This window comes from Dolichospermum heterosporum TAC447, assembly GCF_024584745.1.
GTDB lineage: Bacteria > Cyanobacteriota > Cyanobacteriia > Cyanobacteriales > Nostocaceae > Dolichospermum > Dolichospermum heterosporum.
On the sequence record NZ_CP099464.1, the window covers coordinates 386,115 to 412,420 of the forward strand.

At 36.8% G+C, this 26,306-nt stretch carries 25 protein-coding genes and 1 CRISPR repeat array; of the genes, 3 read left to right on the forward strand and 22 right to left on the reverse strand.

Annotated elements, in window-relative coordinates; all coding sequences use genetic code 11:
- The first annotated feature begins 22 nt into the window (after nt 1-22).
- Nucleotides 23-970, forward strand: coding sequence for a helix-turn-helix transcriptional regulator (locus tag NG743_RS01710; protein WP_257121366.1), 948 nt, complete (start codon nt 23-25; stop codon nt 968-970).
- On the opposite strand, the gene NG743_RS26780 is transcribed toward NG743_RS01710, so the two are convergent.
- From NG743_RS26780 to NG743_RS01755, 10 genes are all read right to left on the reverse strand, one after another.
- On the reverse strand, nt 955-1,119 hold the full coding sequence (locus tag NG743_RS26780) for a DEAD/DEAH box helicase (protein ID WP_371316524.1): 165 nt from the start codon (nt 1,117-1,119) through the stop codon (nt 955-957). The genes NG743_RS01710 and NG743_RS26780 overlap by 16 nt on opposite strands.
- Before the next feature lie 102 nt (nt 1,120-1,221).
- Nucleotides 1,222-3,243 carry a TIGR03986 family type III CRISPR-associated RAMP protein gene (locus NG743_RS01715; RefSeq protein ID WP_257121367.1) on the reverse strand — a complete coding sequence of 674 codons (2,022 nt, stop codon included), beginning with the start codon at nt 3,241-3,243 and terminating at the stop codon, nt 1,222-1,224.
- 2 nt (nt 3,244-3,245) lie between these two features.
- Nucleotides 3,246-3,827, reverse strand: coding sequence for a type III-D CRISPR-associated protein Csx19 (gene csx19, locus NG743_RS01720; RefSeq protein ID WP_257121368.1), 582 nt, complete (start codon nt 3,825-3,827; stop codon nt 3,246-3,248).
- Nucleotides 3,824-5,329, reverse strand: a complete 1,506-nt coding sequence (locus NG743_RS01725) for an RAMP superfamily CRISPR-associated protein (RefSeq protein ID WP_257121369.1) — start codon at nt 5,327-5,329, stop codon at nt 3,824-3,826. The genes csx19 and NG743_RS01725 overlap by 4 nt, the downstream gene beginning before the upstream one ends.
- A complete protein-coding gene (locus NG743_RS01730; RefSeq protein ID WP_257121370.1) occupies nt 5,329-7,044 on the reverse strand; it encodes an RAMP superfamily CRISPR-associated protein in 1,716 nt (571 codons plus the stop codon). Before NG743_RS01730 ends, NG743_RS01725 begins: the two co-directional genes overlap by 1 nt.
- Nucleotides 7,041-7,757 (reverse strand): RAMP superfamily CRISPR-associated protein, encoded by a 717-nt coding sequence (locus NG743_RS01735; protein WP_257121371.1) that lies wholly within the window; start codon nt 7,755-7,757, stop codon nt 7,041-7,043. Before NG743_RS01735 ends, NG743_RS01730 begins: the two co-directional genes overlap by 4 nt.
- A complete protein-coding gene (locus NG743_RS01740) occupies nt 7,750-9,414 on the reverse strand; it encodes a Cas10/Cmr2 second palm domain-containing protein (protein WP_257121372.1) in 1,665 nt (554 codons plus the stop codon). The genes NG743_RS01735 and NG743_RS01740 overlap by 8 nt, the downstream gene beginning before the upstream one ends.
- The gene (locus NG743_RS01745; RefSeq protein ID WP_257121373.1) at nt 9,414-10,784 is read right to left on the reverse strand and encodes a PDDEXK family nuclease; all 1,371 of its coding nucleotides are present in this window, start codon (nt 10,782-10,784) and stop codon (nt 9,414-9,416) included. Before NG743_RS01745 ends, NG743_RS01740 begins: the two co-directional genes overlap by 1 nt.
- Before the next feature lie 48 nt (nt 10,785-10,832).
- Entirely contained in the window at nt 10,833-11,750 is a 918-nt protein-coding gene (locus tag NG743_RS01750; protein ID WP_257121374.1) for a CRISPR-associated protein Csx3, read from the reverse strand.
- A 62-nt stretch (nt 11,751-11,812) separates the two neighbouring features.
- Nucleotides 11,813-12,118 (reverse strand): CRISPR-associated protein Csx3, encoded by a 306-nt coding sequence (locus tag NG743_RS01755; RefSeq protein ID WP_257121375.1) that lies wholly within the window; start codon nt 12,116-12,118, stop codon nt 11,813-11,815.
- A gap of 98 nt (nt 12,119-12,216) precedes the next feature.
- Here NG743_RS01755 and NG743_RS01760 point away from each other — a divergent pair, with 98 nt between their 5' ends.
- Complete coding sequence (locus NG743_RS01760) at nt 12,217-13,557, forward strand: TIGR03985 family CRISPR-associated protein (RefSeq protein ID WP_257122113.1); 1,341 nt, start codon at nt 12,217-12,219, stop codon at nt 13,555-13,557.
- A 261-nt stretch (nt 13,558-13,818) separates the two neighbouring features.
- Nucleotides 13,819-16,210: a CRISPR direct-repeat array (repeat unit 37 nt; unit sequence GTTTCCGCATATCTAATCCCCGCAAGGGGACTGAAAC).
- Nucleotides 16,211-16,265: 55 nt separating this feature from the next.
- Here the strand turns inward: NG743_RS01760 and NG743_RS01765 are convergent.
- From NG743_RS01765 to cutA, 6 genes are all read right to left on the reverse strand, one after another.
- Nucleotides 16,266-16,436 carry a putative endonuclease domain-containing protein gene (locus NG743_RS01765; RefSeq protein ID WP_257121376.1) on the reverse strand — a complete coding sequence of 57 codons (171 nt, stop codon included), beginning with the start codon at nt 16,434-16,436 and terminating at the stop codon, nt 16,266-16,268.
- Nucleotides 16,424-17,713, reverse strand: a complete 1,290-nt coding sequence (locus NG743_RS01770) for an RNA-guided endonuclease InsQ/TnpB family protein (protein ID WP_257120844.1) — start codon at nt 17,711-17,713, stop codon at nt 16,424-16,426. Before NG743_RS01770 ends, NG743_RS01765 begins: the two co-directional genes overlap by 13 nt.
- Complete coding sequence (locus NG743_RS01775) at nt 17,619-18,230, reverse strand: IS607 family transposase (protein ID WP_257120845.1); 612 nt, start codon at nt 18,228-18,230, stop codon at nt 17,619-17,621. Before NG743_RS01775 ends, NG743_RS01770 begins: the two co-directional genes overlap by 95 nt.
- A 73-nt stretch (nt 18,231-18,303) precedes the next feature.
- Nucleotides 18,304-18,771 carry a hypothetical protein gene (locus NG743_RS01780; RefSeq protein WP_257121377.1) on the reverse strand — a complete coding sequence of 156 codons (468 nt, stop codon included), beginning with the start codon at nt 18,769-18,771 and terminating at the stop codon, nt 18,304-18,306.
- A 441-nt stretch (nt 18,772-19,212) separates the two neighbouring features.
- Nucleotides 19,213-19,365, reverse strand: coding sequence for a hypothetical protein (locus NG743_RS26785; RefSeq protein ID WP_370566860.1), 153 nt, complete (start codon nt 19,363-19,365; stop codon nt 19,213-19,215).
- Nucleotides 19,366-20,614: 1,249 nt separating this feature from the next.
- Nucleotides 20,615-20,959 (reverse strand): divalent-cation tolerance protein CutA, encoded by a 345-nt coding sequence (gene cutA, locus NG743_RS01790; RefSeq protein ID WP_257121379.1) that lies wholly within the window; start codon nt 20,957-20,959, stop codon nt 20,615-20,617.
- A gap of 3 nt (nt 20,960-20,962) precedes the next feature.
- On the opposite strand from cutA, the gene NG743_RS01795 reads away from it, so the two are divergent.
- Nucleotides 20,963-21,187 carry a hypothetical protein gene (locus tag NG743_RS01795; RefSeq protein ID WP_257121380.1) on the forward strand — a complete coding sequence of 75 codons (225 nt, stop codon included), beginning with the start codon at nt 20,963-20,965 and terminating at the stop codon, nt 21,185-21,187.
- A 112-nt stretch (nt 21,188-21,299) separates the two neighbouring features.
- Here the strand turns inward: NG743_RS01795 and NG743_RS01800 are convergent, their stop codons facing one another.
- From NG743_RS01800 to coaE, 6 genes are all read right to left on the reverse strand, one after another.
- The gene (locus NG743_RS01800; RefSeq protein WP_193962706.1) at nt 21,300-22,049 is read right to left on the reverse strand and encodes a hypothetical protein; all 750 of its coding nucleotides are present in this window, start codon (nt 22,047-22,049) and stop codon (nt 21,300-21,302) included.
- A 155-nt stretch (nt 22,050-22,204) separates the two neighbouring features.
- Nucleotides 22,205-22,834, reverse strand: coding sequence for a hypothetical protein (locus tag NG743_RS01805; RefSeq protein WP_257121381.1), 630 nt, complete (start codon nt 22,832-22,834; stop codon nt 22,205-22,207).
- Nucleotides 22,835-22,976: 142 nt separating this feature from the next.
- The gene (locus NG743_RS01810) at nt 22,977-24,503 is read right to left on the reverse strand and encodes a vWA domain-containing protein (RefSeq protein WP_257121382.1); all 1,527 of its coding nucleotides are present in this window, start codon (nt 24,501-24,503) and stop codon (nt 22,977-22,979) included.
- A 21-nt stretch (nt 24,504-24,524) separates the two neighbouring features.
- On the reverse strand, nt 24,525-24,764 hold the full coding sequence (locus NG743_RS01815; RefSeq protein ID WP_257121383.1) for a serine hydrolase: 240 nt from the start codon (nt 24,762-24,764) through the stop codon (nt 24,525-24,527).
- Nucleotides 24,765-25,086: 322 nt separating this feature from the next.
- A complete protein-coding gene (locus NG743_RS01820) occupies nt 25,087-25,416 on the reverse strand; it encodes a hypothetical protein (RefSeq protein ID WP_035081187.1) in 330 nt (109 codons plus the stop codon).
- Between the two features lie 143 nt (nt 25,417-25,559).
- Nucleotides 25,560-26,168: a dephospho-CoA kinase gene (coaE, locus tag NG743_RS01825; RefSeq protein WP_190383343.1), complete on the reverse strand. Its 609-nt coding sequence runs from the start codon at nt 26,166-26,168 to the stop codon at nt 25,560-25,562.
- Nucleotides 26,169-26,306 lie beyond the last annotated feature (138 nt).

The window sequence follows — 26,306 nt, forward strand, 5'->3', positions numbered from 1 at the left end:
TTTATTACTCGCGCAAATAGAGATGTCATCAAAAAATGATAATAACTCTAATCAATTGGGTTTCATGTTGGAGTTATTGAAGCTGCTGGCGGAAAAACCCTGTAAAAAAGCCGAGTTGGAAATCTTGTTGAGCGATCGCGGTTTTGAAGCTGGTGATTTATCACAGAAAATTGCTCGTGCCATTGGTAAACTCCGAGACTGCGGTTTTGAAATTAAGGCTGCACCCAACCGTCCTTATGAGTTAGTGACATCAGTGTTTCCCGTTATCTTATCTGAAGAACAAAGACAAGCATTAGCAATGGCCTCTGAGTTATTGGCGAGTCTGGGTTTTTCTGCGGAAGCTGGGCATATTCACCGCATTGGTAACTTTCAAAAACCTAAGTCCCCTGGACTAAGAACAGACTTTCATCCACCTACAGATTACAGTGAAGATAAAATCAATGAAGTTGTGCGTCAGTTACAGCAAAGATTTCAGCAGAAACGCCGCTTTGTGGTTTGGTATCGCAGCAGAAAAGGTAAAGAAACATTCTGGGATTTAGATAAGTCCGAACTGAGATTACATAACAGTGTTCTCTATTTATTTGCTTTAGTTCCCGACTTTCGTAGTTCTCATCTTGAAACCAGACCCAATGCTGAACAGAACATCACTTTGAGAGTAGACCGCATTACTAGAGTTGGTGGAGTTTCCCAGACTCCCTGGACTTATAGTAAATTTCCTACTTTAGATATTACCTACCGTCTGACAGGAGATTTAGCGAGTTATAGACCCCGCAGACCCCACGAAACAGTTATTTCCTCACTAGAAACTACAGAATATGTTGATATTTTAACTCAGGAAGACTGTATATTTTGGTTTCGTCAAAGAATGCTACAGTACGGTGTTAGTGCTAGGGTTTTAAATCCTGATTGGGTGGCAAAAGGGGTTAAAGATGCTTTAAAAAAAGCCTATGATAATTACTGTGTTGAATAAAAACAAGAGGTTTTCCCTGACCCTGTGGGGGCGCAGAGAAGGATGTCTTGACAGTGAAGGAGTTTAGTAATGGCTTCTCGTTGAAAGTTGCGTGGGGGGAATGTGGTTAGGGTTTGGAAGTGTTTGTTAATTGTCAATTCTGTTAACATATCTGACAATTGGGGTGTTTCTGGGGTGGATGGGAGCGATCGCACTTATTTTTTCGGTTTTGGTTGACTTTATAAATTGTGATAATTAAGTTATAAAAAATTTCAAACATCAGAGGGATTTGGCAAGACTGGACGTTGATCGTACTCGTTATTATTGCGCGGATGTTCTATTTGCATATACCGCACACTACCTTTTGATTTTCCAGGGAAACTCAACATTTCCAATAACATTTTGATGCGGTTCACATCTTCCAGATTTCCATCAGAATTTTCACCTATTTTATTTTCATCCAAAAGATAATTTTTGAATGACTCTACAAAAACTTCTGCTTCAATTTCAGTATCATTGTAATTTCCTGTTTCCCAGTTATTTCCGTTAAATAACTTTTGATAACGTTTTTCTTGACGTTGACTTAGGTATAATTGTTGATTTGTTAGTTTAACCGCTCCCATACCAAAAGGTTTACCCATACCAAGAGAAAAACGATATTCTTGATCGTCCTTGACGTAAATTCGGCTTTCTTTTTCTTTTGCCAAATCTAATATCCACAATAATGCACCTAGTTCTTCATCAGTGAGATTATCAAAATAAATTTTGAAGTGAAAACTAACTTTTGAATTAATAGGTCTAATTTTTGTGTATTGCTTTGGTTTATTGCTTATTTCTTCCTCATTAGATTCTCTAATTGAACTACTGCTAACATCTTTTTGATGCCAATATAATTTATATCCACGAATTACTGTATCTTGATTAGGAACACTACCATAGTGATTGAGATTTTCCCGTTTACCATCAATGTCAGTTTGTACTAAATAATGCTGAAACGTAGTAGGTTTGGGAGTAGCTAAAATTGGAGGAGTAATTCTTGCATTAGGGTTTTGCTGACACCAAATCTCATCTTCTGAAATTGCATCATCGACGATAGCATCAGTAATAAATATTCTTCCGGCGCGAGCTTGATCCTGTGATTTTTTATTTACCCATCCAAATATTGCTTCAGTCATGTCAATATCTGAGTTTTCAGCACTCTTTAATCTTGAAGGAATAAAATCTGTAACTGAAGCAGCACGTCCATTATTACTAGGAGGAGTATAAGGTACACGGAAGTTAGGACTATGACCAAATAGAGTTACTTTTTCATTTTGTCTAGGTTCTATGAAGAAAACAGGATAATCATTTTTTAAGATACCGCTATTTTCATCAAAATATTTTTTCTGAAATTCCGTTAATCCAGCAAGATAATCCTCTACTGCACCATGATCAATTTCAATATAGTCATTTGTTTTTCCTCCTATTAAACAATGATATTGACGTGGAGATTTATCACCCTTATTTCCTTCTATCATATTACCACTTGTAACTAAATATCCTCTGTATTTATGATTAGGGTTATCTTTGCTAATCTGTTTAGCAAGGTAGCGAGTTTTATAGTGAGTAATTTCATCAAATTTTACTTCTAAATACTGAGGTTTATAATCAGTTTTATTTAGTTTTATTAACTCAATATCATCAGGTATTAATGATTCTTTAATCCATATAAATGGGTGTTTTTCAATATCTTGAGCAATATAAATTCGCCAACTACCCTCCTTTTGCTGTTGCAAATATCCAGCTTTTACTTGATTTTTTTCTTGGTCAAGTAATTTTTTATTATATTCTTCAGTTAGAGGATCAAGTTTGGGTGCTGCAACAGCACGAAAAAATAATTTTTGATTTCCTGAAACTTGATGAAATTTACTATAAGTAACAATTTCCATAATTGTCCTTAGCATACCTCTAATACTACTACCAGGAATAATTGGACGGTTATTAGCTGGGTTATTAAAAAAATCAGTCCAGCGTTTTTGTTCTTCTGATGTTACCTGCTCCAGTTCTTGATGATTACAACTTAAATCACCAAAGTTTTTAAAATCATCTGGAATTAATCCGCTACGAATATATAATGGAGTTTCTGTAACTAAAGTACATTCAATATAGCCTGTATATCGCTCTTTATCATAACAATTGCTATTTGGTAATTTTTGTGCTGTGACTAATTTATTTTCACTAGGTAGTTCTACAAAATTATAAGGGGCAAAAGCACGATTATTTTTAGATTTTGGTGTAATATGTTTAGGGTTCATTTTTAAATCTCCTTATTTGTTAAATCAACCAAACGACTTAGATAAATCCGAGCAACACCCGAATTATCATAATCAATGTAATGACGAACTATTAATCTAACTTTATTTTTTAGTTCACCCTTTTTTCCTAATTCAATATCTGTAAAAGGCAGAGCGTGTTTTAGTCCCTGTAAATTATCCCATAATAAAGTAAACCCATTTTCATGATGCTTCCCGTGTGTTCCCCAAAGAATTTGACTTTCAGTAATATAATCATCCTCTATTAAATGTTCATCTTGAATTAAACGTGCTTTAAAACCTCCATCGGTTTTCCAAATCATTACTTCTGAGTCATCCCCAAAAATACGACATTGTTGTAAAGTTTCCTCTCTTAAAAATGGAAAATCGCATTCAGGAAATAATTTAACTGGTTCAGTAGTGGTAATCAATTTACCATCTTGATCTTGGAATTTACCCCAAATTACCCCATCATTAGCGTGAGCTAAAAGGTATGTTAATTGATTAACTTTGGTTTGTTCTTCTATCCATATTTTCAAGTCAACATTATCTGGTATCTCTAAATGTTCACATTTTGGTTTATTCATTTGTTAACTTCCTCATTTAACGCGGAAACAAATTTTTCTAAAGATTCAGCATCACTTACAACTAAATTTTCTGAAGATTGTACAATAGTAAATGTTGTATTTTGTTGTTCTCTTTGTAAGGTAATAGTTAAATATTTTCCTTGTAATCTACCTCTACCAATACTGCTTGTACCTCCCACTGGTAAATCACCAGTCCATAAATCTTTTAGTAATAACAGCAGTAACCCAATTTCATTATCTTCTGGATTACGTAATTCAAGGTTTAATTTTAAATGTGTTTCACTATTAGGAAATATAGGCTGTTCATTGAATAATGCACCATGTAAAGTACCACCAGTAAAACGGTCAATAGCTATACGATTTTGTACTAAATCTGTGGTATTTTCAATCACACTTTCATGAACGATTAAACGACTAGCTTTTGCTTCTGAAGTTTTATTTTTAGATAAATCTGAACCAAATATATCTTCAATAATACTGGTATTTTTACCAATTGTATTAATGATACGTTCTGCACGATGACGTAAAACTCCAGCTAAAGATGTACCAGATAAAACAGGTTTTAATTCTCCATTACGTCGTGATTTTAAATGCACTACATCGGGTGCTTTATCACTGGATGCTTGACCAGAACGAATTAATAAAGGACTAGCAAGGGTAAATGTAGCATCAATTTTACAGAACTCACGCTGATCTTCCCATTCTTCTGGAAACTCAAGTTCTGCTTCTTTCATTGCTTCCACAATTGAAGCATTAACAGCAGGTAATTTAGTACATGGTGTGTCCGTTGACCATGAATAGTCCAGAGTTAACCAAGCTATGCGATCGCTTGCGTCTCTTAAATCAAATTGCCATACTTGCCACTCCTTGACATGACAGCGACCAAAACCACGATGTTTTTTGATTCCTAAACTAATTTCACCCTGTTTTAAACCTTGGAGTGCGATCGCTAATCCTTTTAGTAAGCTAGGTTCATCAGATTCTTTTTCTATTAACAACTCAAAAGATAAAGGAAATTCTGTACCAGCTTGCAATATCTCAAAGTCATATTTAGCCTTATCTATTGCTGTGCAAGTAATACTATTAATTTTTACACCATCTCGTAATTCAGATTGAATCCTAGAATTACTAACAGCATCATCAATTATTAATAGGCTTTGATTATCTTGTGATTTTATTTTTATTTTTTCTTGTTCATTGAGAATATTCACTTCATTTGGATAAACAAACAAATCACCAAATAATTTGGATACTAAATCATGACGATTCTCTTTTAAGTAATATCCTTGATCGTGTTCACGTAAATAGTTTCGTAATGCTCCACCTACTGATGAACCTGTTAATAAAGCATGGTTACTGATAGTATCTCTTAATAAAGGTACATCAACTAGACTTTCAGCATCGCCACTTCCTAAAGAAGTTGGAGTATCTAAAAATAAATTCCCCCTTACAATAATACGTCTGATAATATTCCGATTGGAACTATGACGGTTTTCAATCATTATTTTTTCTCCTTCATTGTCTTTTTCACAACTGCTATAATTAATTGGAGAGAATATTCTAGAGTGATATAAGTATCAATATCCTTATCTTCACCTGCAATAATAACCTTTGGTTGACCATTAACTGTTAAATGTTTTGTTTCTGGATTACTACGCCAAGCATTTTTCAACCAAGAATCTTCTACATTAAGATATTGCTTAATATTTTCATTTAACTTACTACGCTCAAATTGTTTACGAGCATTAGAAGGTAAGTTATGTAGTAAGTTGTTAATTGGTTGAACTAACTCCGTAATACTCTTACGTTCATTTTCATATTTAGTCTGTTCAGATTCTACTTCATATAAAACCTGTCTTGCTACAAGCATTAACCTTGATAATTGACTATTTGAAATCTCCTCTGGATTACTCAAGCTGATTTTACTAACTTGTTGTATGATCAAATCATCAAGTTTTTTTCGTACTATTCGATTAGCTATACCTACTGCTATTTTAGAAGATTCTGGCTTTAGTGCTTCTTTTACTTGAGTTATTCTTTGAATTTTAGGTTCTGGTTTAAATAATTTGGTCTGATATTCATTCTTTTCTTGATCTAGCCAATTAAATACTAATCTACCAAAACCGTCTACTCTCCTTTCACCAATTCCTTTCTCCTCAATTTTATTAGCATTATCTAAAAACTCCTGAAACTTTTCTGAACTAATATCAATTTTTTCAAATACAAATACACTTCCTGCTACTAAAGCTGGTGTTTGTGGTAATGGTAATCCCCATTTACGGTTAAACCCACCCACAATGATACCACTAGCATAAATTCCATTGTTTTGAAATTTAAGTTCCTCTTTTAGTAATTCTGAAAGTATTTGACGCAATGTTTCTGGATTGCTCACAATTTGTCCGTATTCATCATATATAATTGTGTCACTTAGGAGTGTAATAGTTAGATTTTCATTTTTTTCTATACGTTTTTTTGAAGCACTTTCTACTTCATACCATTCATGATCATTATTTAATAATTCTATTTTGGCATGACCATATCCTGCACTTTGAGAACCACCTAGCCAAACATCTTTTTGCTGCAATAACAATTCAATTACAGCCTGATCTTCTTGAGTTTTACATAAAACAACTCCTTGAAAAGTTTGACCTGCATCTATAGCATCATAACTAAAGATTGCGCCACTACCCTCAATACCTCTGCCACGCTTGCGATCGCGTTTATTATGAATATTAATTCTGCGTTTAACGTTGTAAAGCAATACTTCATCATCATCTACTAAACAAAAGTTTTCTTCTAGTAATTTCGGAGATAAATTTTCTTCTTCATCATTCGTTAATTCCTTTTGTTCATCTGAAGGAATTTTACTGAAATCATAGACAGTTTCTTCATGGTCTTCCGAAAATTTTACTCCCTTATCCTTATACCAAGAACGTGGTGTGGGTAAAGTACGCTTATTATCTATGAATGGGTAAGCATTTAAGTAACAAGTAGTTGTAGCATCAAAAAACAATCTTTTTACATTTGGAAGTTGCTGAATATCTAAAATATCATCATTTGCTTTAATTCTATTTTTTTGCAAATAAAGACCAATTAGAAAACCTCTAATCATACTACCAGGAATATAAGGATGAGATACATCACTATTAGGATCACCTTGAAGTGATGTAGCCAGAATTGGTTGCTGAGTATGTAGTAAAAAAGTAACTGCTTTCATTTATTTCTCCCAAATCTTTGAATATAATTCATATTTTTAGTAATCTCTAGTGTAGAGTCATATAGACTGCATTTTACATGACCTTTACCCCGATTACGACCACTGCCAATTCTTCTTAGTGCCAATGTACCCACAGTCAAAAGTGCTAACATATCCTGATCATTCTCCGAATTTTCATCTAATTCAGTTTCAAATAATATGTTGGATTCAAAAATCAATTCTCGCAAAATAACCCGTGCTGAACGTAAACTATGATCAGCCGATATGCCTGTTTCTGTATTAATAGCAGTCTGACGACGAATAGTTGTCAAAGATTCTAGAATATCTGTAGATGTGAGTTTAGGTTTGTATTTCTTATCATTTTGTTTTTTCTTTTCTTCTGAATCTATTTGTGCAGCAATTTCTGTTCTTAAATCATTAGGTAAACAAGCATCTCCCAGATGAATTTTTCCCTGAGTATTAAGGGTACTACCTGGGATACCAAATAATTCATTACTGATTTTTTGCCAGTGTTGATGCTGGCTATCATCCGGTAAAACAGCCACTAAATTATCACATTCTTCACTAAGTAAACCTTTGAGAGTACGCCCTCGCAAGTATGGAAAACCATAGCGGTCATGTTCTACTTCCTGATCAACTAAACCTGCGACTCCATCCCCTCTACCAAAAGTAGTATCACTTAAAAGTGTAATTATTATTGTATAGTTACTCATCTGCTTCTTCTTCTAAAGAGATATAAAAATCCATTGCTTCAATTGCATCAAAATAGCCACATCTATCGTCTAACCAACCTTCTTTTGATAACGGAGAATCTGCTTTGGGAAAAGTTGGTAAGTTCTTATTATAAACCTGTATAAATTGCTTTGTTGCTTTTTTTCCTTGTCGTAATACTTCCCGTAAAGCCATTACTTTATTACGAGCGTCTTTCCAATCTGGATGTGTATTGAAATCATTAACTATTTTTGAAAAATCAGCCCAAGTACGCCATTCATCTGAATAAGGATGAGAACGCAAAGGCCGCATAGTCAAACAAGCAAATTTATCCCATTCAGGAATTTGTACACGATACTCACGCTCTCGAATTTCACCAATATTCCCTAATAAACTGCTAGATGCAATATGCCAATCTAATGCAGAAAATATAGGCTGTTGTCCAGAATAGTTATGAGTTTCTTCCCTAACAAATTTTTTAGCATTGCTGCACAAAGATTCACTCAAATCATAAGCCTTTGAAAAAGGATAGTGAGTTTTAACAATAGCAATCCCGGCACAGGCTGTTACTTTTTCTTTACCATTTTTACTAGGTAAATCTTGAGTAAATTCTTCAAACTTTTCCAAAAATTTTACTGCTAGAGACAAACCTAATCGCCCATCACATACAAAAGTTACATCATCACCACCATATACAATAGGTCGGAAAGGTAAATAGTTATTTTTAATTTTAAACTTGCCTTCGTTAATTAGATTGATCACCGCCTGACTAACAGCTTCTAATGCGTTTTGACTAGCTTTACTAACTCCCCAAGAAAGCTCACGCATAGCAATAATAAAGTTTGGGTTATCAGATTGAATTTCAGCATAGTTTTCAAAACGTTTACCCATCTGATTACCGTCAATATGAACCACAGCCATATAGCTGCTTTCATTTTCTGAACGTCCTAAATCATCAACATCATAAGGAATATCATATTGTTCGTTTCTCTTTCTAATTTTGTTCTCATCAAAGAGAATTTTTTTGAGATAATTATTAGCATTAGGATCAGCTATATCAAGTTTGCTGATAGCCTCTCTAGATAATGTTCTGGTAATACTATCAACTTCTCTGGTTTCTACTCCAACTAATCCAGTAGATACACAAGCTGCTGTTACACTTAAACCCAATAGAGGATTTGATGATCTCGGTTTTCTTTTTTGGATATCTAATTTACCTTTTATCAGATCATATTTAATAACATCTCTTAACAGTTTTTTACCGTTCCATTCAAATGGTTGATGGGCAATTACAACATTCAAACCAGGAGCTTCTACTAAAATCTTTTTAGTTAAAAGTTTAGTAAATTGTTTAGCATAATTTTCTTCTGTATCTTTAAACAGTAAAAACGTATTTCCTCCACCAAAGTATATTAATTCAGCGATAATTTCAGAATCTTGATTAATACGTGGTTCTAATTGATTAGAAGCAACATCAGGAATGTGAACATTTCCTAACTTCCTCAAACAATCATTGATCCAATTATGTTCTGTAATCCAATCACCTGTTGCTAATTTAACTAGATACGAAGCACCCACATTTTCTTTTAATCTGTTACTACCAAAAATGTATTTCTGGATACCAGTAGTATCAATTACAGTGACAATATATTTATTCATTATGCGTCTACCTCTTCTATCCAGGTTTGCAGTTTTTCAGATAATTCTCCAAGGTCTGTAAATCCAAAGACCTTAACTCTTGAATCATTAGTTCTGGCTAAAAAATCATGCATAATTTTTTCGATTTTTTTCGTATCTTGAACACAACATACTAATGCAACCCTAGCTTCATCTCCTCCCATCTGTCGCGCTCGACGATAAGCTTCAAAAAGTTTTAATTTACACAATCCTGGAGAATCATCAGTTGTACACGAGATGGCAAATAGTTGGTATCCCCTTAAAAAAGCTATATCAAATTCAAATTCAGCAATGTTAGCTTTAGGAGGAAAATTAAATGACATTCCTATTTCATCAATTAAACAATCTGATTTAATATTATTTAATTGATCTAAGACATATTCTTCTAGCCAAATCCCCTCAAGCCATTTACAAATTTTTTCTGGATTTTTGTCATTATCTTTCTTTCTTGAGGTAGTTTTAGTTAGTAATTCAGCATCTTCTATTTGTTGAATAGATATTTTTCCATTTTTTAGCATTCCATAATTAGACAAAGCATCTATTATTTTTGGTGGTAGTTGTGTTGTGTCTAATTCTACAAATCTAAGCTCTTGATGCCTTTTCCAGTTTCCCAGTCTACAAATTATCTCCAGTTCATTGTTTTCATTTTTAAACCTTTCTATTTCTATTCTCTCTTTAGCTTCAAAGCATAGAACTGTGCGAATCCAAGTTTTCCAATCTTCATAATAAGTGAATATATTTTCTACTAATTTAGGAAGTAAAACATCAGTTTTATAAGGTAGTTCATCTGGTAGTTTATCTTTTTTTTGAGATAGAGAAAGACTATGTAATCTAAATAGCTTTTCTAGTGATAAGTCAAGAGATGCTTTTGGTATATCATCAGGAATAGGATGATCTTTTTCTTGATCAATCAACATTTTTAAACTACTAGAATCTAGGTAGCTAAAGAAAGGAGGCGGAACTAGCTTGATATTTGGATCTTCCTTGTCAGGATGTAGTAGTGCTTGATAAGCATGAACAGCCATTGCTTTTGTACCACCAGTATAGTTAAGTCCAAATTGCTTCTTATCTGGATAATTTGACTGAATTTCTTTTATTTTTCCCCTAATCCTATCCTTAATTTCATAACCATTTGATTCATTATTATCTAAGCGCACTAATTCTTTATCACTTATACCTAATTCTTCTTGTAGGCGTTCAGCAGAATTTTTTGTATGTTCAGTAAAAACAAGATAAGCTTTCCCACCTTCCTCTAACAAAGTCTTTGCTGCCACATAATTAGGTAAAGGATTTTCACCTATTAGTAAAAACAAATGATCAACTTTAAAGTTATCTAACTGTGATTCACTCATTTTAATTAGCTCCAAATTTACGTTAAATATCAAAAGAGCGATCGCCCCCTATCCCCCACTCAACCCCACCAAAACCCCAGCCAAAGCCCGAATCATCGGACGAACAGAAACATCCTCCCCACGTTTTAAGCGATGCACATTTCCTCTAAGAATCGGCGTTTCCTGGGAAATCACATCTTCCACACCGTCATAATCACTATAAATAATCGCCACCACCGACAAACCCAGCGATTTACATAACTCTTCCCAAGGTGCAATCTCAGTTTCATCCTTCACCAAAATCACCGCATGAGTCGCTTCCCCCATAATCAACCGGTTAGCATTGGAAATTTTACCACCGACATCAAATACAAATATCGGTGTATTGATCCCCCTGACTTCCTGTGCCTTCAGTTGTCCAAATTCTGGGGTAAAACCCGCCTTGTACTCCGTTTTTAACCTATTTGCTAAATCTGCGTCCCGTCGTGCGGTTTCCCCATACCAAGAACCATCCCCATCTGGACAACCAGAGATAAAATAGGATTCCGGTGCATTGGGAGTCTGTAACAACGCTTGTTTTAGACCTTCCCGGAAACAGGTCTTTCCTGTATTCGCAAACCCGCAAATCACTAATTTGATACTTGACTGCTGCTGTATCTGCACCACATCCAAAATATCCCCAACTTGATAATCAGGATGTTTACTAATGGTGACTACGTACCTATCCAGCCCCCTATCGCCAATCTTGGGGTCAAACAGAGCGATCGCATCATACAATATAGATAATTTATCAGCTAATACCTGACTCACCAGCACCGATGTCCGACCATTGATTTTAATCAGCGAACCCCCCGGTAATTCCCCAGAAACAATCATTTGATTCAATCTGGTAGCTGCATCACGGACAATTTTATCACCTGTAGTCAGGGTAGCACCAAATCCTACCTTTAAAACGTCACCGTCTAAACTGATATGGTAAATACTCATCAAATAGCACTGGATTATAAAATAATTAAAACATGACTCAAGTAATTTCCTCAAGTAAAACTTCAATCAATTAAATCTCCCAGCTTATATGCCGGATTGTGTGTGATGCAAATCACGTATTTACCTAATTTTGGATCAAAAAAAGCGATCGCTCCGTAAATATGGGCTAATTTATGTGCCAACACAAAAGCCACAGGAATAGAAACGGGTCCATTAATCCTCAGCAGTTGTCCTCCTGTAAGTTCCCCCGACTGTGCCATTTGCTCTAACTTAGTGGCAGCATCTTTCACAATTTGGTCATTTTGGGCAGGTTCACCAAAACTCAACCGCAAAATATCGTCTCTTAACTCGATGTTGTAAGTAGTCATTACCTTTACTGATTCACTGACTATTACATCATACATGGCATTGGAAGCAGCCTATTCCAGATTAGTCTATGCTGGAACTATCCCCAAGTTCTAGTAAAGTGTCTGAGCAAATTTTTTCTGATGTCCCCCAAGTAGAACTGTTGCAATGGTTAGCACGCGGTTCTCTCAAGCAAAATCTTCTCCGTGCTATTCGGTTGTGGGTGTGGTTACGTTCTTTATATGGAGAAGGTCAAGATCATGTATTCTTAGAGGATGGTTTTACCTTGGCAGATTGGAAAACCGCTTTCTTTGGTTCTACACACCCCAAAGGAGAAACAATTCCCGATTTCCATGACCCTAACTGTCATTGTGTAAAAACTACTGCTGACTGGTTGTTTGATGCCAAAACTGGATTGAATCAGGAAACATGGAAACATTCTTTATTATCTCATATTCATATCTCTAATTTAGATGAAATCCTCGAAAAACGATTATTTGGGGTAACTCGCCGTTCTTTACAAGCAGATTTACAAATCTTAGTAGAATTAGGTTGGTTAGAAAATAGAGAACAAAAATACCATCGAGTTCAATATTTACCTTCTCGTCCTATTACTAGCAAACACAATTATAATGAATTACATTTTCTCAATCAAGAAGATTTAGCGGAAATTGCTCAAAATCTATCTCAACAAATTGGCGGAATTCGGCGGTTATTGTTTAAACTAGACTATGTGGTAACTGCCGTAGACGAAGTTGGAAATTGGCAGGATGAACTGCGAAAACTCTGGGAACAAAACCCAGTGCCACCTATTAACTTAATTTATAATAGTGCCAGACTAAGAGAATCTATAGAATGTTTGGTTTATCCTGTTTGCATTTATTATGTACAACGTGCAGTTTATTTATGTGCTTTTGGGGAAAGTCCTGATAGAAAAACAGATTGGTATAATTTTCGGTTGGATAGAATCGAAAATATTACGCCAATTGAATGGACAAGTCCTGGGATTCCCAAAAATCTACAACAAAGATATCAACAAAGAAATTTGCCAAATCCAGAAGAAATAGAATTACAAATGGATAAGGCATTAGGGTTTGATTTCTATTTAGAATCTCGATTGATGCTGCTACGATTTGAACGAGATTATCATGACCGCTACATTCGGGATACATTTCGCCATGAAACTTTTAAATTGATTGGCTATCAAAAAGCAAAAAGTTTGATTCAAAGTTCTGTAGTTAGTTCAGAACACAAGGCAGAATTATTAAAGGTTATCGCCAATCGTTCCCCAAAGGATGCTTATTACAGTCTTCAGTACCGACATGGGGATTATAACGTAACTATGCGGTTAAGAGCTTGGCGACCAAGGGTAGAAATTCTCTCACCTTATGATTTAAGACAGAAAGTTACAGCCGATATTGTTAAGGAAATAGGACTTTACCAGAATAATTGGCCAATTTAATGCTTTACTATTTGTAATACAGTAACTATTGACAATTAATCTGCTAAATTTTACACTCATATAAAGACAAATTTGGCAGACCTAAAGCGGGGTCAAAAACCCTGGAGATTCGCCAAACAGCCAGAACCTTGACAACTAAATACTTTCAGCGTTTCATCAGTTTCAGTTTGTGCTTGACCCGAAGCCTGAAATAAGGTTTTTTGAGAGGTCCGCCAAAATTGTCTCTGGATTCCGCCCCCAGTTTATGTTTCAGACGGCGGGGTTTCCGCATATCTAATCCCCGCAAGGGGACTGAAACTTTTTCCCAAAAGCCATTCCAAAATTTCTTTATTTGTTTCCGCATATCTAATCCCCGCAAGGGGACTGAAACTCCCCAGATTCTCCAGTATTTGCGTGGCTGTTGCGTTTCCGCATATCTAATCCCCGCAAGGGGACTGAAACGAAATAATAGAAGAATGTCTGGCGTATGATGGAGCTTGTGGGTTTCCGCATATCTAATCCCCGCAAGGGGACTGAAACCTTTTTTTACAAGATGAAGGAAAAATTCCCCTTCGAGTTTCCGCATATCTAATCCCCGCAAGGGGACTGAAACATTTTCCAGAGCGGATTTTACCAGTAAATGCTGTAATGTTTCCGCATATCTAATCCCCGCAAGGGGACTGAAACTTATGACTATGAATGTGCCAGATGTTGTCATAACTTGGTTTCCGCATATCTAATCCCCGCAAGGGGACTGAAACGCACCACATTCCTCCATATTAAACTTAGCTAATATGCGGTTTCCGCATATCTAATCCCCGCAAGGGGACTGAAACATATAGATTTTAACAACAAGAACAGTTTATATTGTTTCCGCATATCTAATCCCCGCAAGGGGACTGAAACTTTAATTAGTAATGATCTTCACAGTAAGCTATCGCATCGTTTCCGCATATCTAATCCCCGCAAGGGGACTGAAACGCAAGTTTGTCACGATTGAATGAAGATGAGATTGCCAGTTTCCGCATATCTAATCCCCGCAAGGGGACTGAAACAGCTAGTTGTGTTATTCAGTTGGCGCGAATTAGGTGTGTTTCCGCATATCTAATCCCCGCAAGGGGACTGAAACACAAGCAGTTAGCTAAAGCCGAAGAATTTGCTAAACAAGTTTCCGCATATCTAATCCCCGCAAGGGGACTGAAACTCTATTGCAGCTTATTGTAGGGTTAAAGCTGTAATAGATGTTTCCGCATATCTAATCCCCGCAAGGGGACTGAAACCTTTTTCGCCTGGTCTTAAACTGCTCTTCGCTTTAGTTTCCGCATATCTAATCCCCGCAAGGGGACTGAAACTATACCTGCAGGTACACTAATACCTGCAGCTAATAAGTTTCCGCATATCTAATCCCCGCAAGGGGACTGAAACATCAGAATAGTTAAATGCAGTCATGTGATTTCTCCTAGGTTTCCGCATATCTAATCCCCGCAAGGGGACTGAAACGACCAACCTTTAGCTATCAACATTTGGCAGGCTTCTAAGTTTCCGCATATCTAATCCCCGCAAGGGGACTGAAACTGAACTACACAGCAAATATTGTGCAACTCCTTTGTTTCCGGTTTCCGCATATCTAATCCCCGCAAGGGGACTGAAACCATTAATTAAACCTACCAAAACTCATACTGGAATCCCTGGTTTCCGCATATCTAATCCCCGCAAGGGGACTGAAACAGGTGTAGGGATTACTGCAAATGTGGCAGTAGGGTTTCCGCATATCTAATCCCCGCAAGGGGACTGAAACTTGCTAGGAATATCTTAAAACACAGTGTTGGTGGGTGTTTCCGCATATCTAATCCCCGCAAGGGGACTGAAACTGCAGCATCATTGTCAGCAATTAGTTTACTTTGTTTGTTTCCGCATATCTAATCCCCGCAAGGGGACTGAAACAAGCGATAATAGCATCAATACCCGAAACGATTGTGGTTTCCGCATATCTAATCCCCGCAAGGGGACTGAAACAAAATCTTGAGGTCTTCTATTCTTTTGAAGGAAGAAAGTTTCCGCATATCTAATCCCCGCAAGGGGACTGAAACCCAAAGTTTTGCTTTTTTATCCTAGATTCACGTAAAGTTTCCGCATATCTAATCCCCGCAAGGGGACTGAAACAGACTTTGATCTATAAGCGCGTTGCTGATTTTCTTCGTGTTTCCGCATATCTAATCCCCGCAAGGGGACTGAAACATTGCTAATCCTTGATTCTTAGCTGCTTCATACTTTTGTTTCCGCATATCTAATCCCCGCAAGGGGACTGAAACCACCCCATCTAGTCCTTCAGACGACGGGCAGAAGAAGTTTCCGCATATCTAATCCCCGCAAGGGGACTGAAACATAATAATAGAATTTTACTCCTCTTGAGGTGCAAGAGTTTCCGCATATCTAATCCCCGCAAGGGGACTGAAACAGTGCCATAAAAGCCGCTACCGTCCCCACCTTTAGTCAAGTTTCCGCATATCTAATCCCCGCAAGGGGACTGAAACTTGACAATAATTGCCATTACATCGGCTAAGAGGTTTCCGCATATCTAATCCCCGCAAGGGGACTGAAACATTAGTCACAAAGTCAGAATACAACTCGTTTAACGTTTCCGCATATCTAATCCCCGCAAGGGGACTAAAACGAGACACTGCGATCGCTTCCCTAGCCGCAAGCATCGCTAAATAAATCATCAAATCCTAAAACAAATTGAGAAATTCCGTAACAACATCTATAGGACGATTATAACATTCACCAGCATCAAACCTAACGGTACGAATACCATCACGTAATAAAACCCTATCTCTTCTGTAGTCTCTAGTTTTTTGTGATGCTTCCTGGTGGTGGACTGATACTTTTAACCGAGACATTCCCTGACATCTGAGATATCGTGAATGTCCAGTACAACATCACCAACTGAGTTGGTAAAGGTGGTATCCCACATTGCCTTGAGGAAAATCCCCACGGCTCCATTAAAATCTCGCGATATTTCATAACCGCAATTAGGGCAAACAAAGTTCTTAGAACTACCAAGTTTTCTATGAACGTGTCCGCATTTCGTGCAAGTCTTCGATGTATATTCTTCAGTTATTCTCACTAATTTGGAACCGTAACGGTTACACAAATGCTCAAGAGTTTGAGAGAACTGATAGAATGCCCAAGTCATCATTGCTCTAGCTGTTTTGCTCCTTAGCTTCCGTTTCTTTTTAACAACCATTTGGGAAGTTTCAAAGGTAGGAAGTACAATCACATCATAGTTTTTAGCTAGATATGAACCGACTTGTTTATGGCACTCAGAGCGTAGGTTTCTAATCCTAGTTCTGAGTTTTTCCATCGCAAGTCTAAGTTTATATCTAAGACGTTTGAATTTATGTCCAACACTTAGATCGTGTTTTGATTTAAGTTTGTCAAGATGTGAGCAAAGTTTAGCTATTTTGTTGAAATCTCCATTCCCAAATTCTAAGAAATCGCTGCCATCAAAACCAGTCATAAAAGTTCTGATGCCGGGGTCGAGCGCAATCACTTTATTTGTAATGCTTACCGTTCGCTGCAATTCCACAGGGAAGTGAGCAAACCAGCGACCCTTGTTATAGGTGAGTTCTGAAGACCCGTTAGTTAAAACACAAAAATCTTGTCCTCTAAATTCAGGACGCGGTAGATGTTTAGTTGTTGATACCATCCATCTACCATTTTTATATGCTGACGGGTCAAATTGAATGGTTAGTTTTTGGTCACGGATACTTCGGAACTTAGCAATCCTTAGTCCTGCTTGAGGATGCGGTTTTTTGTCTTTACCTTTATTAATTGTTTTGGGGTTTTTGGCTGTTTCTGACCATGCTTTATATGCTTCCATTGAAGCGTTGTCTAGTATTTTAGAAACATTCAAATCTAAACACCATTGAGGGATTAAACCAGAGGCTTTAAGCATGGTTCTAAACCCCATTTTTCCACCTTTTTTACCAACCTTACTAAAGCCTTGATTTTCGTTTAAGTAGGCAATGGAAATGTTGTAAACCTTGCGAACGGCAGCCACCCATTTTTTCCAAATAAACTCAAGTTCCTTTACTGGATACACTCGGTAACTCACTGTCTTCAGCAACTTGTTTTTTGTACTTTCTGAGTCCGTACAATCGGCAACTGAAGACATGGATGATGGCAAGGATATCTTCAACCATTTCGCGCTCTGGACTGAGGTTCGTTTGGTTGAGAACCAATATTTGAGTTTGCTGCCTAGCACAGAGCCATGAGATAAGATCGAATCCAAAGCGACAAAGCCGATCTTTGTGGGCAATGACAACAAGTTTGCAAGTGTTGCCGAGAACTCTGTCCAGTAAGGATTGAAGACCTTTTCGCTTGAAGTTGAGTCCGCTGCCGATGTCAGTGATGATTTCTGCGCCAGGGTAACGAGACTGAAGAAACTGAACTTGTTGCTCAAGGTCGTTTTTCTGACTGCGGCTTGAAACTCTGGCATATAGAAGGGTGGTTCGCTCGTCTGGCGGATTGCCATGTCGAACAGGGATAATTGAATCGAGGTTATATCGTCTTTGTCCACCTTGGGTAAAGATGCCTTCGATTTTCCCGTCTTCAAGCCACCTTTCAAGTGTTTTGGTGCTGACTCCCAATCTGGTAGCAGCGACTCTTGGAGGTACATAATTTACTGTCATCTGATAGAACTAAGTTTGTTGCTTGTCCTATCATACCACGAATGTCTGGCTATGTCTAGTATGTCATGGTAAATTACGTCCTATCTCTAACTCCATCAACTTCTAGAATCATACACTTTTGTTTATAGAATACCAAAAAATCTATTTCTACTCTTTCCTTTGCTTGATTATCACTATTAGAAATAGGTAAATCAGTTAAATCCATATAAGCCCGACTATTAGCAAAGAATAAAATCCGTTGACTATGTAAGGCGTGGGCTATTCTTACTTCTGTTTTTGACCTGAAATTTAAACCACCCCATTGATATTGGGAGTTACTATCATCTGATGAATTTTGACTTTTAACTAAACTAATTTCGATTTTGATATGGCTTAATACACTTGGTTTATAATCGTCATTGAAAAATAATTTCCACCAATGCTGTGAACTATGTCCATCTCGTTGATCTCCATAAGCCAAGTGTAAATTAGGCGATAATTCTTTATAAAATCCTGTTCTATTTCTGATGTTTAACCAATCACTAAATGTTGCGGCTTGCAATCATAAACCCTCCGGCTCGCAAACAAGAAAATTTCTGGCTCACATTAATTGCAATTAAGAATGTGTTCTGGCTCATATTAATTACAACCAGGCTCAAATTAAATGCAAATGAGCTTGCAATTATAAATATCGACTCACATTAATTGCAACTGAACTTGCACCAGAAAACTGGTTACAGAATATTCTTTCCGTTGCGAGTCTTAAAAGAGAATTGACGGTAAAATGGACATCTCACCTCCCCAGTTCTATCAAATGATCAACTAAAACTCGCAACAGAAATTTTGGATTGCCAAAATGCACCTATTGGATCGCATTGCCCCAGTTATTGCAGCTAATAACTTCTAGCTTATTTGCAATTAATGTGAGCCGGGGAGTAATGATTGCAAACTGGTTGCAAATAATCTGAGCCTAGTTGCAGATAATTTGAGCCGAACCAACATTTCAGTTGCAAATAATGTGAGCCGGAAAATGTCTTGTTTGCAAGCCGGAGTATTTATAATTGCAAGCCACAACAGGTAACAAACGTCCAATTTCTTCAATGGCATCACTACCCTGCCAACGTTGTGAAAGTTGTTCAGCATTAATTAAAATCATGCCCTGTTCCCTTCTTTTGTAAACTATAAACTTTTCCCCTAAGAATTACAGGGTGATTGGTAATAGGCGATCGCTTTATTAACTGTTATTGAATGGAACACCCAAGCCGAGATATGTGAAATTTCCTACAAGATGGTCTGGAAACCCTTGTTATATCTGCATTTTAGCCTTAGCCTACAATTTACCCTTTTTAGTTCGCAACGATTATTGTTAGGACTTACGCATTGACAGGAAGGAACAAATAGGGGATATGGGTTTCAGGGATTTAAACCTGGGGTTTTGACAATTTTTTAGCGATAGCGAACGCGAGTGCGTCCCGGAGGGAACTAGCGCTGCTGCAAGCAGTTCGCTATTGATCTAAATTTCATCCTCCAAAGCCTGAAACAACCTAATTTCGTTCAAACACATGACGGTCAATTTGTACAGTGCGTAAGTCCTAATCTAAATAAATTCCCAGACAAAAAGCGTCTGCTTTATTAGAGAATTTGTGCTGATCCGCTGATAACTAAAAATCATTTTGAGAGGGGTCAAGGAATTTTTCACAATATTCCACTTCTTGACTCTCCCCTATCACACAATTCTTGAATTTTTCTATACGTTTCTCGATACTCGATATATACGGTCTTTCGGATGAACTACTCGACATATAAGGTCTCCGATTACTTTCGGACGGAGATGCCCATTGTCTACAATATCCTGCACCTCGATCATCAGTCTTCATACAAAGGTCATATCTTTCGTTGTATCGTTCTTGAGCATTATAGGCTAACGCTACATCGCTGCCTAGTAATCCGCCTAGTACCATTGCTAGTTGAAGAATTAATACAAACCCAATTTTTAGCAATCTTTTTTCCCAAATCATGCTTTTCTCCTTTGGTTAAATCAGTGTTCTACAATAAGTAAGTTGTATTTAAGATAATACAGCCAGGGATTATCGTATCAATATTGACAACAATTAACAATCAATGAATATTTTTTGTAATCTTTTTTAAAGAAGATTCTGAAAAATCGTTTTAGTATTTCATTTTCCCTGAAGAATTACGAGGCAGTCACCACAACTGCCCCAATACCTAATAAGAACCATCAAGTCTGCGAACATCCCAAGGTAAAGACCGTCTGCTTTGTTTTAAAATAGATTGATAACGTATCGGTTATGTTTAGATGGTGAATCATGGTTTTTTATATAGGTGATACCTACGGAGAGAGGAGCGATCACTTTTCTTAGTATGGGCATTGTTGTTATTTTCCCTCAAGAACGGGGTAAAGTGTTGATATCTGTAGCCTTGGTTTCTGCCATTAGCCAATTCAGATAATCCTGATTTCCTTGTTCAATTGGTAAAGCCACCACACAAGGTACTTCATAAGAATGTACTGATTTTACTTTATCCGTTAGTTCTGCAAATAAATCACGGCGCGATTTCATAATTAGAATCGCTTCTTTTTCTACTTGTAATTCACCTTGCCACCAATAAATACCGTCTATACCGTCAATTATGTTGGCACAGGCTGCAAGACGGGCTTCTACTACGGCTCTACCTACGTTAAGAGCTTCAGCACGGTCTTTACAAGTGACGTAAACAAAAAGAAATTCCATATTTTGACTTTATTATATCTGTTTGGGGCAATATCTACGAAGGGGGAAGCGAACTGCTTGCAGCAGCGCTTCGCTATCGCTTGGGTTTCCCTCAAGAATTTAGTAGGGGCGATCGCTTGGTTTCCCTTAAGAATTGGGGGCGATCGCCTGGGTTTCCCTAAGAATTGGGAGAGCGATTCCTACGGAGCGCTTCGCTATCGCTTTCTCACGCCATCCTTGATTAAGTAGGTGAACAGAAAAATTTAAAGGTATATAACGGTATGTAAAGTTGTCTCAATGCGAGATTCTGATTGAGTTTCAGCCATTTTACAAAACGCAATACCCCTCATTTTTATTTTGTTCACCTACTTAGTTCTTGATTATTCATTTTAGAAACGTTTTTGTTTTGGGGTTGTGTATTTGCAGACGAATTTGGTAGACTAGAAGTACAACCAGCAGCTTTAAATTGTTGAGAAATTTGATTTTTTTCTGATGCTTCAAATATATATTCAAGTAATCCACTTAGTGATTCAACAGGTCTGGGACTATGTAAAGGAATCTCACTATTATTGCCGACAAATCTGCCATTTTTGAGCAATGCTGATCCTAAATAATAATTTCCTTCTTTGAATAGCACTTCTCCAATATTGGTTTTTATAACTCCATTAGAGAAAACACCAGTAGTTAAACGACCAGAACCTTCAGCTGTTTCAAAAACACAAACACGACCCTTACTATTTGATGGATAAATATGACTACTATTTTCGTATCCCACCCACCGACCAAAGAAAGGTGCTAATTCTGGTTCAGTCTTTGACCAAGCACGTACAAAGGATTCTCTTGTCTTCTTTTCTACTTGAGTACGTCTATCTTGAAGATAACTAGCACCTACATTATTATTTTTGGTTCTGCTAATTTGTTGCTGAAGTTCTTGACGTAATCTTTTAATTTCTGCATTAGTTGGTTGTCGAGTTTGGGCTAATACTGATAATTCGTTAACACCTAAAGTTATTAAACTGAATCCTAAGATAAATAGCGATCGCTTCGCCCCCTGTAGGTATCGCTGTACTTGTGGTAATGCTAATTTTTGGGTCTTCAAAACAGGTTTCATAGATTTTCCTTGAAAATGTTCAAAATTTAATCAATGGGTTCTTTAGCAGAAGTGTTGAATGTTAAGATTTTGAGGATATTGTCCAAGTTGTGCATTGGTATTCATGATACCAAATTTGAGCAATTAATGACTCTATTCTCAATAGATAATGGATTTTACCTGGGTAAAACGCAAAGATTGTAAAGTTTTATTGCAGGATTCACCACTTGTGGTTCTTTAGTGCAAGAAAGATAATTAGAATTAACCCAGCCTTTCAAGCCCTTAACTTTCTTATTTGGTCCCCTAATCACATCGACATAGGCCCAAATCCCCTCTTGTTTCCTGAGTAAAACATGATTACCATTATTTAAACCGGCTCTGGATTTGCCATTGGGAGTAAACCGCAGTGCTAATTGTCCAGATTTGATATTGACTACATCGCACCAAATAGCCCATTTAAGCTCAACTTTAGGTGTATTTTCTGAGACTGCTACCAGTTTTTCAGCTAAAATTAGTTTACTCTTATTAACAATCATTAAGTACATTCCGTCATCAGAATCTTCTTTCCAAGAAATCGAGTAGTAATAATCCCCATTACTCCAGGTCATCCCCCGATAACCATTATCTTGCCATCCTGTACCGTCTTCTAATTTGATGCAGTTTCCTTTAGCATCACAACCAACGTAGGTATTAGCATTTATAGTAACTGTGAACTTCCCAGCCCTGTAAGTATCGGCTTTGGCTTGGGTGGCTGTGGTGACAATGCAAGTCATTATGGCTGCTGTTAATAATATTTTTAGGTTCATGGGTTTCCTCTAAAAATTTGGTAGAGTACGGGTGGCGAACTGCTTGCAGCAGCGCTTCGCTATCGCTCTATTTCCCTCAAGAATTCGGGGCGATCGCATTTATCCCGCTTTACAACTTAATCATATTTTTTCAAGTTAGTTTCTAATTGGTTTTAGATTTGACTTCAATGGTAATTCTCCCTAAAGTGCGCTTATCCCCAACTTCAAGTTCTTGAATGGTCTTTTTCATATTTTTTTGTGCTGCATACTCCTGGTGAAATTTATAAATTATCTTTTCCCCCTCCTTGTAAATTTGTGCAGTGATAGGAGTGAATCCTTCAGAGGCATTTAAGGGGATATTAGCTTCACGGGAACTACCTATTAAAAAGGGTTTTGTTCCTAATAAATATTCTGTCTTTTCTGTGTCTGTCCAATGCACTAATAAATAAGGTTCTTGCCTTAACTGTTCTTGTTCTGCAAAAGCAATCATCCAGCCAATACAAAAGCCCAGGATAGCTGCACCTGATAAACGACCAGGAATATCACCAAAAACACTAGCCGTAACTAGAAAACCTATAGCCCCGACCACACCACCAACAGAACCACCAAATAGGGCTTTAGTTAGTTGGAGATTGGGGACAAAAAAGCGTGTTCCACCCCCTACTAATATGCCTAGAATTGCCCAACCGATGATTCTGCCCATAAGTTCTAAGATGGAGAGAACAGAGATAGACAAAAATAGCAGTCGACCAAAAAATAATACTCCTATACCTGCGACCCAACCAAAGGTAGAACCGGCTATTTGTCGGATGCAAAAGCCAAAAACAATCGCTCCAAGTAAACGACCTACTAATGAATCACCTATAACCATACTTCCTTCACGAAGTGTTAAGAGGGGAAGGTGCATATAGGAGTTTTGTCCCATAATCAGGGCTAGTGATATGCCCATTGCTAGAAAGGCAGTCCAGCCACCGATTCGTAAAGAGGAATATACTACTCCGTAATCTCCTGTGGGACTAGATTCTACTAATTGTTTATAAATTGCGGCTTCAGCACTGCGGAAGGCTTGATCAAATTGACCAGAACCTGCATAAAATACTAAGTTGCGATCGCCTGTTAGTTGTGCCAAATAATTTACATCAGCACCATCAGTAGCAACGGCAATGAAGTTAATTCTTTGATTTCTGGCAGAGTTGGCTGATAACTGAGCAATACTGGGAGAATTTGGTTCGCCGTCGGTAAATAACAAGATGTTGCGACGTAAGTTGGTAGATTGTAATTCTCCAACAGCTTTGTCTATACCTTCAGCCATCGGAGTACCACCATTTTCTGATAGGGATGCGATCGCATTTGTTAAGGTATTAGCATCACGAGTTAAGGGAGAAACCGTTTTAACTTCTAAGCCAAAATTAACCACTGCTAATTGATCTTGATTTAGATTGCGACGTTTTACAAAATTGGTAGCGGCTAATTTTACTTCTGTCAATTTACCATCACTCATACTACCAGAAGTATCAATTAACAAAACAATTGCTTGGGGGGCTTTTTGTGTAGGTGGGGATGGTGGAAGTTTAGTAAGTGCTAATAATGGTTCTCCTAGTAATATTGCTGCTATTAAACAACCAATTGCACCATAAAGTCCAAAAAGTAAGGGTTTATTTTGTCTTAAATTTCTAAATATGTTTTGCATTTTTCTTTTTGCTGATATATCTTAATTTGTCATTTGTTCGTAAACCATACGTGATAATTCTGGTAGAAGTTTTTTGTCTTTATAAAAGCTTGGATCATTTCCAAAAATCACTAATATATACTTATGTTTACCATCTGGACTACCTATAATAGCTGCATCGTTACGAGTATTAAAATTCCAGCTCATTTTTGATGCAAAATAAGCATTTCTAAGTAAAACTTCTCCTAAAAATCCTTCAATTGCATTAAATTCTTTACCCATTTTTAATTCAAAGTTTCTTAACCCTTTTGGGGCTGCAACTTGAATAATATATGTGTGAAACAAAATCATACTCTTAATCAGCAACGCCCCAAAACCGGTGTAGAGACAATTTATGAATTGTCCTTACAATCTTTATAGGAAACTTTAATCTGACGAGGTTTGGTTCAACATCTGGTTTATTGCCTGATTTAACAAGCATTATATCTTTTGACGCAATGACATAATAGGCACATTTAAAAATAAAAGCAATAGCAAAAACCGCCAATGGCTCTTGAGAAGTAACCTTCAGGAATAGTATACTTATAAGTATAAAATGTACCAATTAAATAAATGCTTGGTCGAGAGTGAAGGCAAAAATAAATGCTTGCACTTTCAATAAAAACCCTTGATATGTGACGGCATGAATGGATTTGGGAAAATCACTTGTAATCGAACTAAATACAGTTTCAATGTAATGACGAGTATGTTGTTTTATATATTGAATCCAAGGGGGGTCAAGACGTTTGGATTTCTTTTTCCGCATCACTTTTAAACACACAGCCGTTGTGATAATTTCTGCATCATTCATGACTCTACGACTATCTTCATCATGTCCAATCGCTTTGAGCAAGTCATCCGTGATAGCATAAATGGCAATTATTTCGTTTAACATACTCCCCTCCTCTTTTTCTTCCTGGAGGGGATTTTATTTAGGTAAGATTTAGGAGAAATTCATTAAGCTGACATCCTAATACATTTTCCATCATACTTTACCTTGGATTGTATAAAACAGCAATGATCTCAAATTTATTACTCCTATTTTATTTCTAAAAATGTTGAATCTTGCAACAAAACTTTATCTATCTGTTGTAAAAGTGATTCTAAATTAGCAGAATTATCTAAAACTACATCAGCACGAGCGATTTTTTCCGCAATAGGTAATTGACTATTAATTCTCGCTGCTGCTTGTTCTGGTGTTAAATTATTCCGTTCTATTAATCGCTGTTGTTGCTGTTGTGGGGAACAAGATACCACCCAAATTTGATTAACTAGATTTTCTAAATTAGCTTCAAATAATAAAGGAATCACTAAAATTAAAGTATTTGCAGATGATTCATTAATAGCTTTAGCAAAACAATTTCTTACATAAGGATGAATTACCCTTTCTACCCAATAACGTTCTTCCGGTTGATTAAAAATAATTTCTCCTAATTTAGCTCTATTTAAATTACCATCATTTAATATGATTTCTCTACCATATTTTTCGGCAATTTGTGACAAAATAGGAGAACCGACAGATACCGCGTCTCTCGCATAAATATCTGCATCTAAAATCGGCAAATTGTAAGTTGTCGCTAAATAATTAGCAACTGTACTTTTACCTGTCGCAATTCCACCAGTTAAACCAATTAAGTTTTTAGTCATTGGTTATAATACTAAATTAAGATGAATCTTCATAGAATCAGATTTTAAGATTTATTGAACGCAGATAAACGCAAATAAACGCAGATAAAGAGGGATGAATTAATGGATTTCATGATTCTGTGCCAACTCACATAAGGT

Bases quoted from the DNA above. Each gene is read 5' to 3' on its own strand.
- NG743_RS01730 (WP_257121370.1), bottom strand. From the start codon at position 7,044: ATGAAAGCAGTTACTTTTTTACTACATACTCAGCAACCAATTCTGGCT.
- NG743_RS26780 (WP_371316524.1), bottom strand. From the start codon at position 1,119: ATGTTAACAGAATTGACAATTAACAAACACTTCCAAACCCTAACCACA.
- NG743_RS01775 (WP_257120845.1), bottom strand. From the start codon at position 18,230: ATGACAGTAAATTATGTACCTCCAAGAGTCGCTGCTACCAGATTGGGA.
- NG743_RS01805 (WP_257121381.1), bottom strand. From the start codon at position 22,834: ATGAACCTAAAAATATTATTAACAGCAGCCATAATGACTTGCATTGTC.
- NG743_RS01740 (WP_257121372.1), bottom strand. From the start codon at position 9,414: ATGAATAAATATATTGTCACTGTAATTGATACTACTGGTATCCAGAAA.
- csx19 (WP_257121368.1), bottom strand. From the start codon at position 3,827: ATGAATAAACCAAAATGTGAACATTTAGAGATACCAGATAATGTTGAC.
- NG743_RS01815 (WP_257121383.1), bottom strand. From the start codon at position 24,764: ATGGGTAAAGAATTTAATGCAATTGAAGGATTTTTAGGAGAAGTTTTA.
- NG743_RS01770 (WP_257120844.1), bottom strand. From the start codon at position 17,713: ATGTCTTCAGTTGCCGATTGTACGGACTCAGAAAGTACAAAAAACAAG.
- NG743_RS01810 (WP_257121382.1), bottom strand. From the start codon at position 24,503: ATGCAAAACATATTTAGAAATTTAAGACAAAATAAACCCTTACTTTTT.
- NG743_RS01710 (WP_257121366.1), top strand. From the start codon at position 23: ATGTCATCAAAAAATGATAATAACTCTAATCAATTGGGTTTCATGTTG.
- NG743_RS01750 (WP_257121374.1), bottom strand. From the start codon at position 11,750: ATGAGTATTTACCATATCAGTTTAGACGGTGACGTTTTAAAGGTAGGA.
- NG743_RS01820 (WP_035081187.1), bottom strand. From the start codon at position 25,416: ATGTTAAACGAAATAATTGCCATTTATGCTATCACGGATGACTTGCTC.
- cutA (WP_257121379.1), bottom strand. From the start codon at position 20,959: ATGGAATTTCTTTTTGTTTACGTCACTTGTAAAGACCGTGCTGAAGCT.
- NG743_RS26785 (WP_370566860.1), bottom strand. From the start codon at position 19,365: ATGATTTTAATTAATGCTGAACAACTTTCACAACGTTGGCAGGGTAGT.
- NG743_RS01765 (WP_257121376.1), bottom strand. From the start codon at position 16,436: ATGTCTCGGTTAAAAGTATCAGTCCACCACCAGGAAGCATCACAAAAA.
- NG743_RS01745 (WP_257121373.1), bottom strand. From the start codon at position 10,784: ATGAGTGAATCACAGTTAGATAACTTTAAAGTTGATCATTTGTTTTTA.
- NG743_RS01735 (WP_257121371.1), bottom strand. From the start codon at position 7,757: ATGAGTAACTATACAATAATAATTACACTTTTAAGTGATACTACTTTT.
- coaE (WP_190383343.1), bottom strand. From the start codon at position 26,168: ATGACTAAAAACTTAATTGGTTTAACTGGTGGAATTGCGACAGGTAAA.
- NG743_RS01755 (WP_257121375.1), bottom strand. From the start codon at position 12,118: ATGACTACTTACAACATCGAGTTAAGAGACGATATTTTGCGGTTGAGT.
- NG743_RS01800 (WP_193962706.1), bottom strand. From the start codon at position 22,049: ATGAAACCTGTTTTGAAGACCCAAAAATTAGCATTACCACAAGTACAG.
- NG743_RS01715 (WP_257121367.1), bottom strand. From the start codon at position 3,243: ATGAACCCTAAACATATTACACCAAAATCTAAAAATAATCGTGCTTTT.
- NG743_RS01725 (WP_257121369.1), bottom strand. From the start codon at position 5,329: ATGATTGAAAACCGTCATAGTTCCAATCGGAATATTATCAGACGTATT.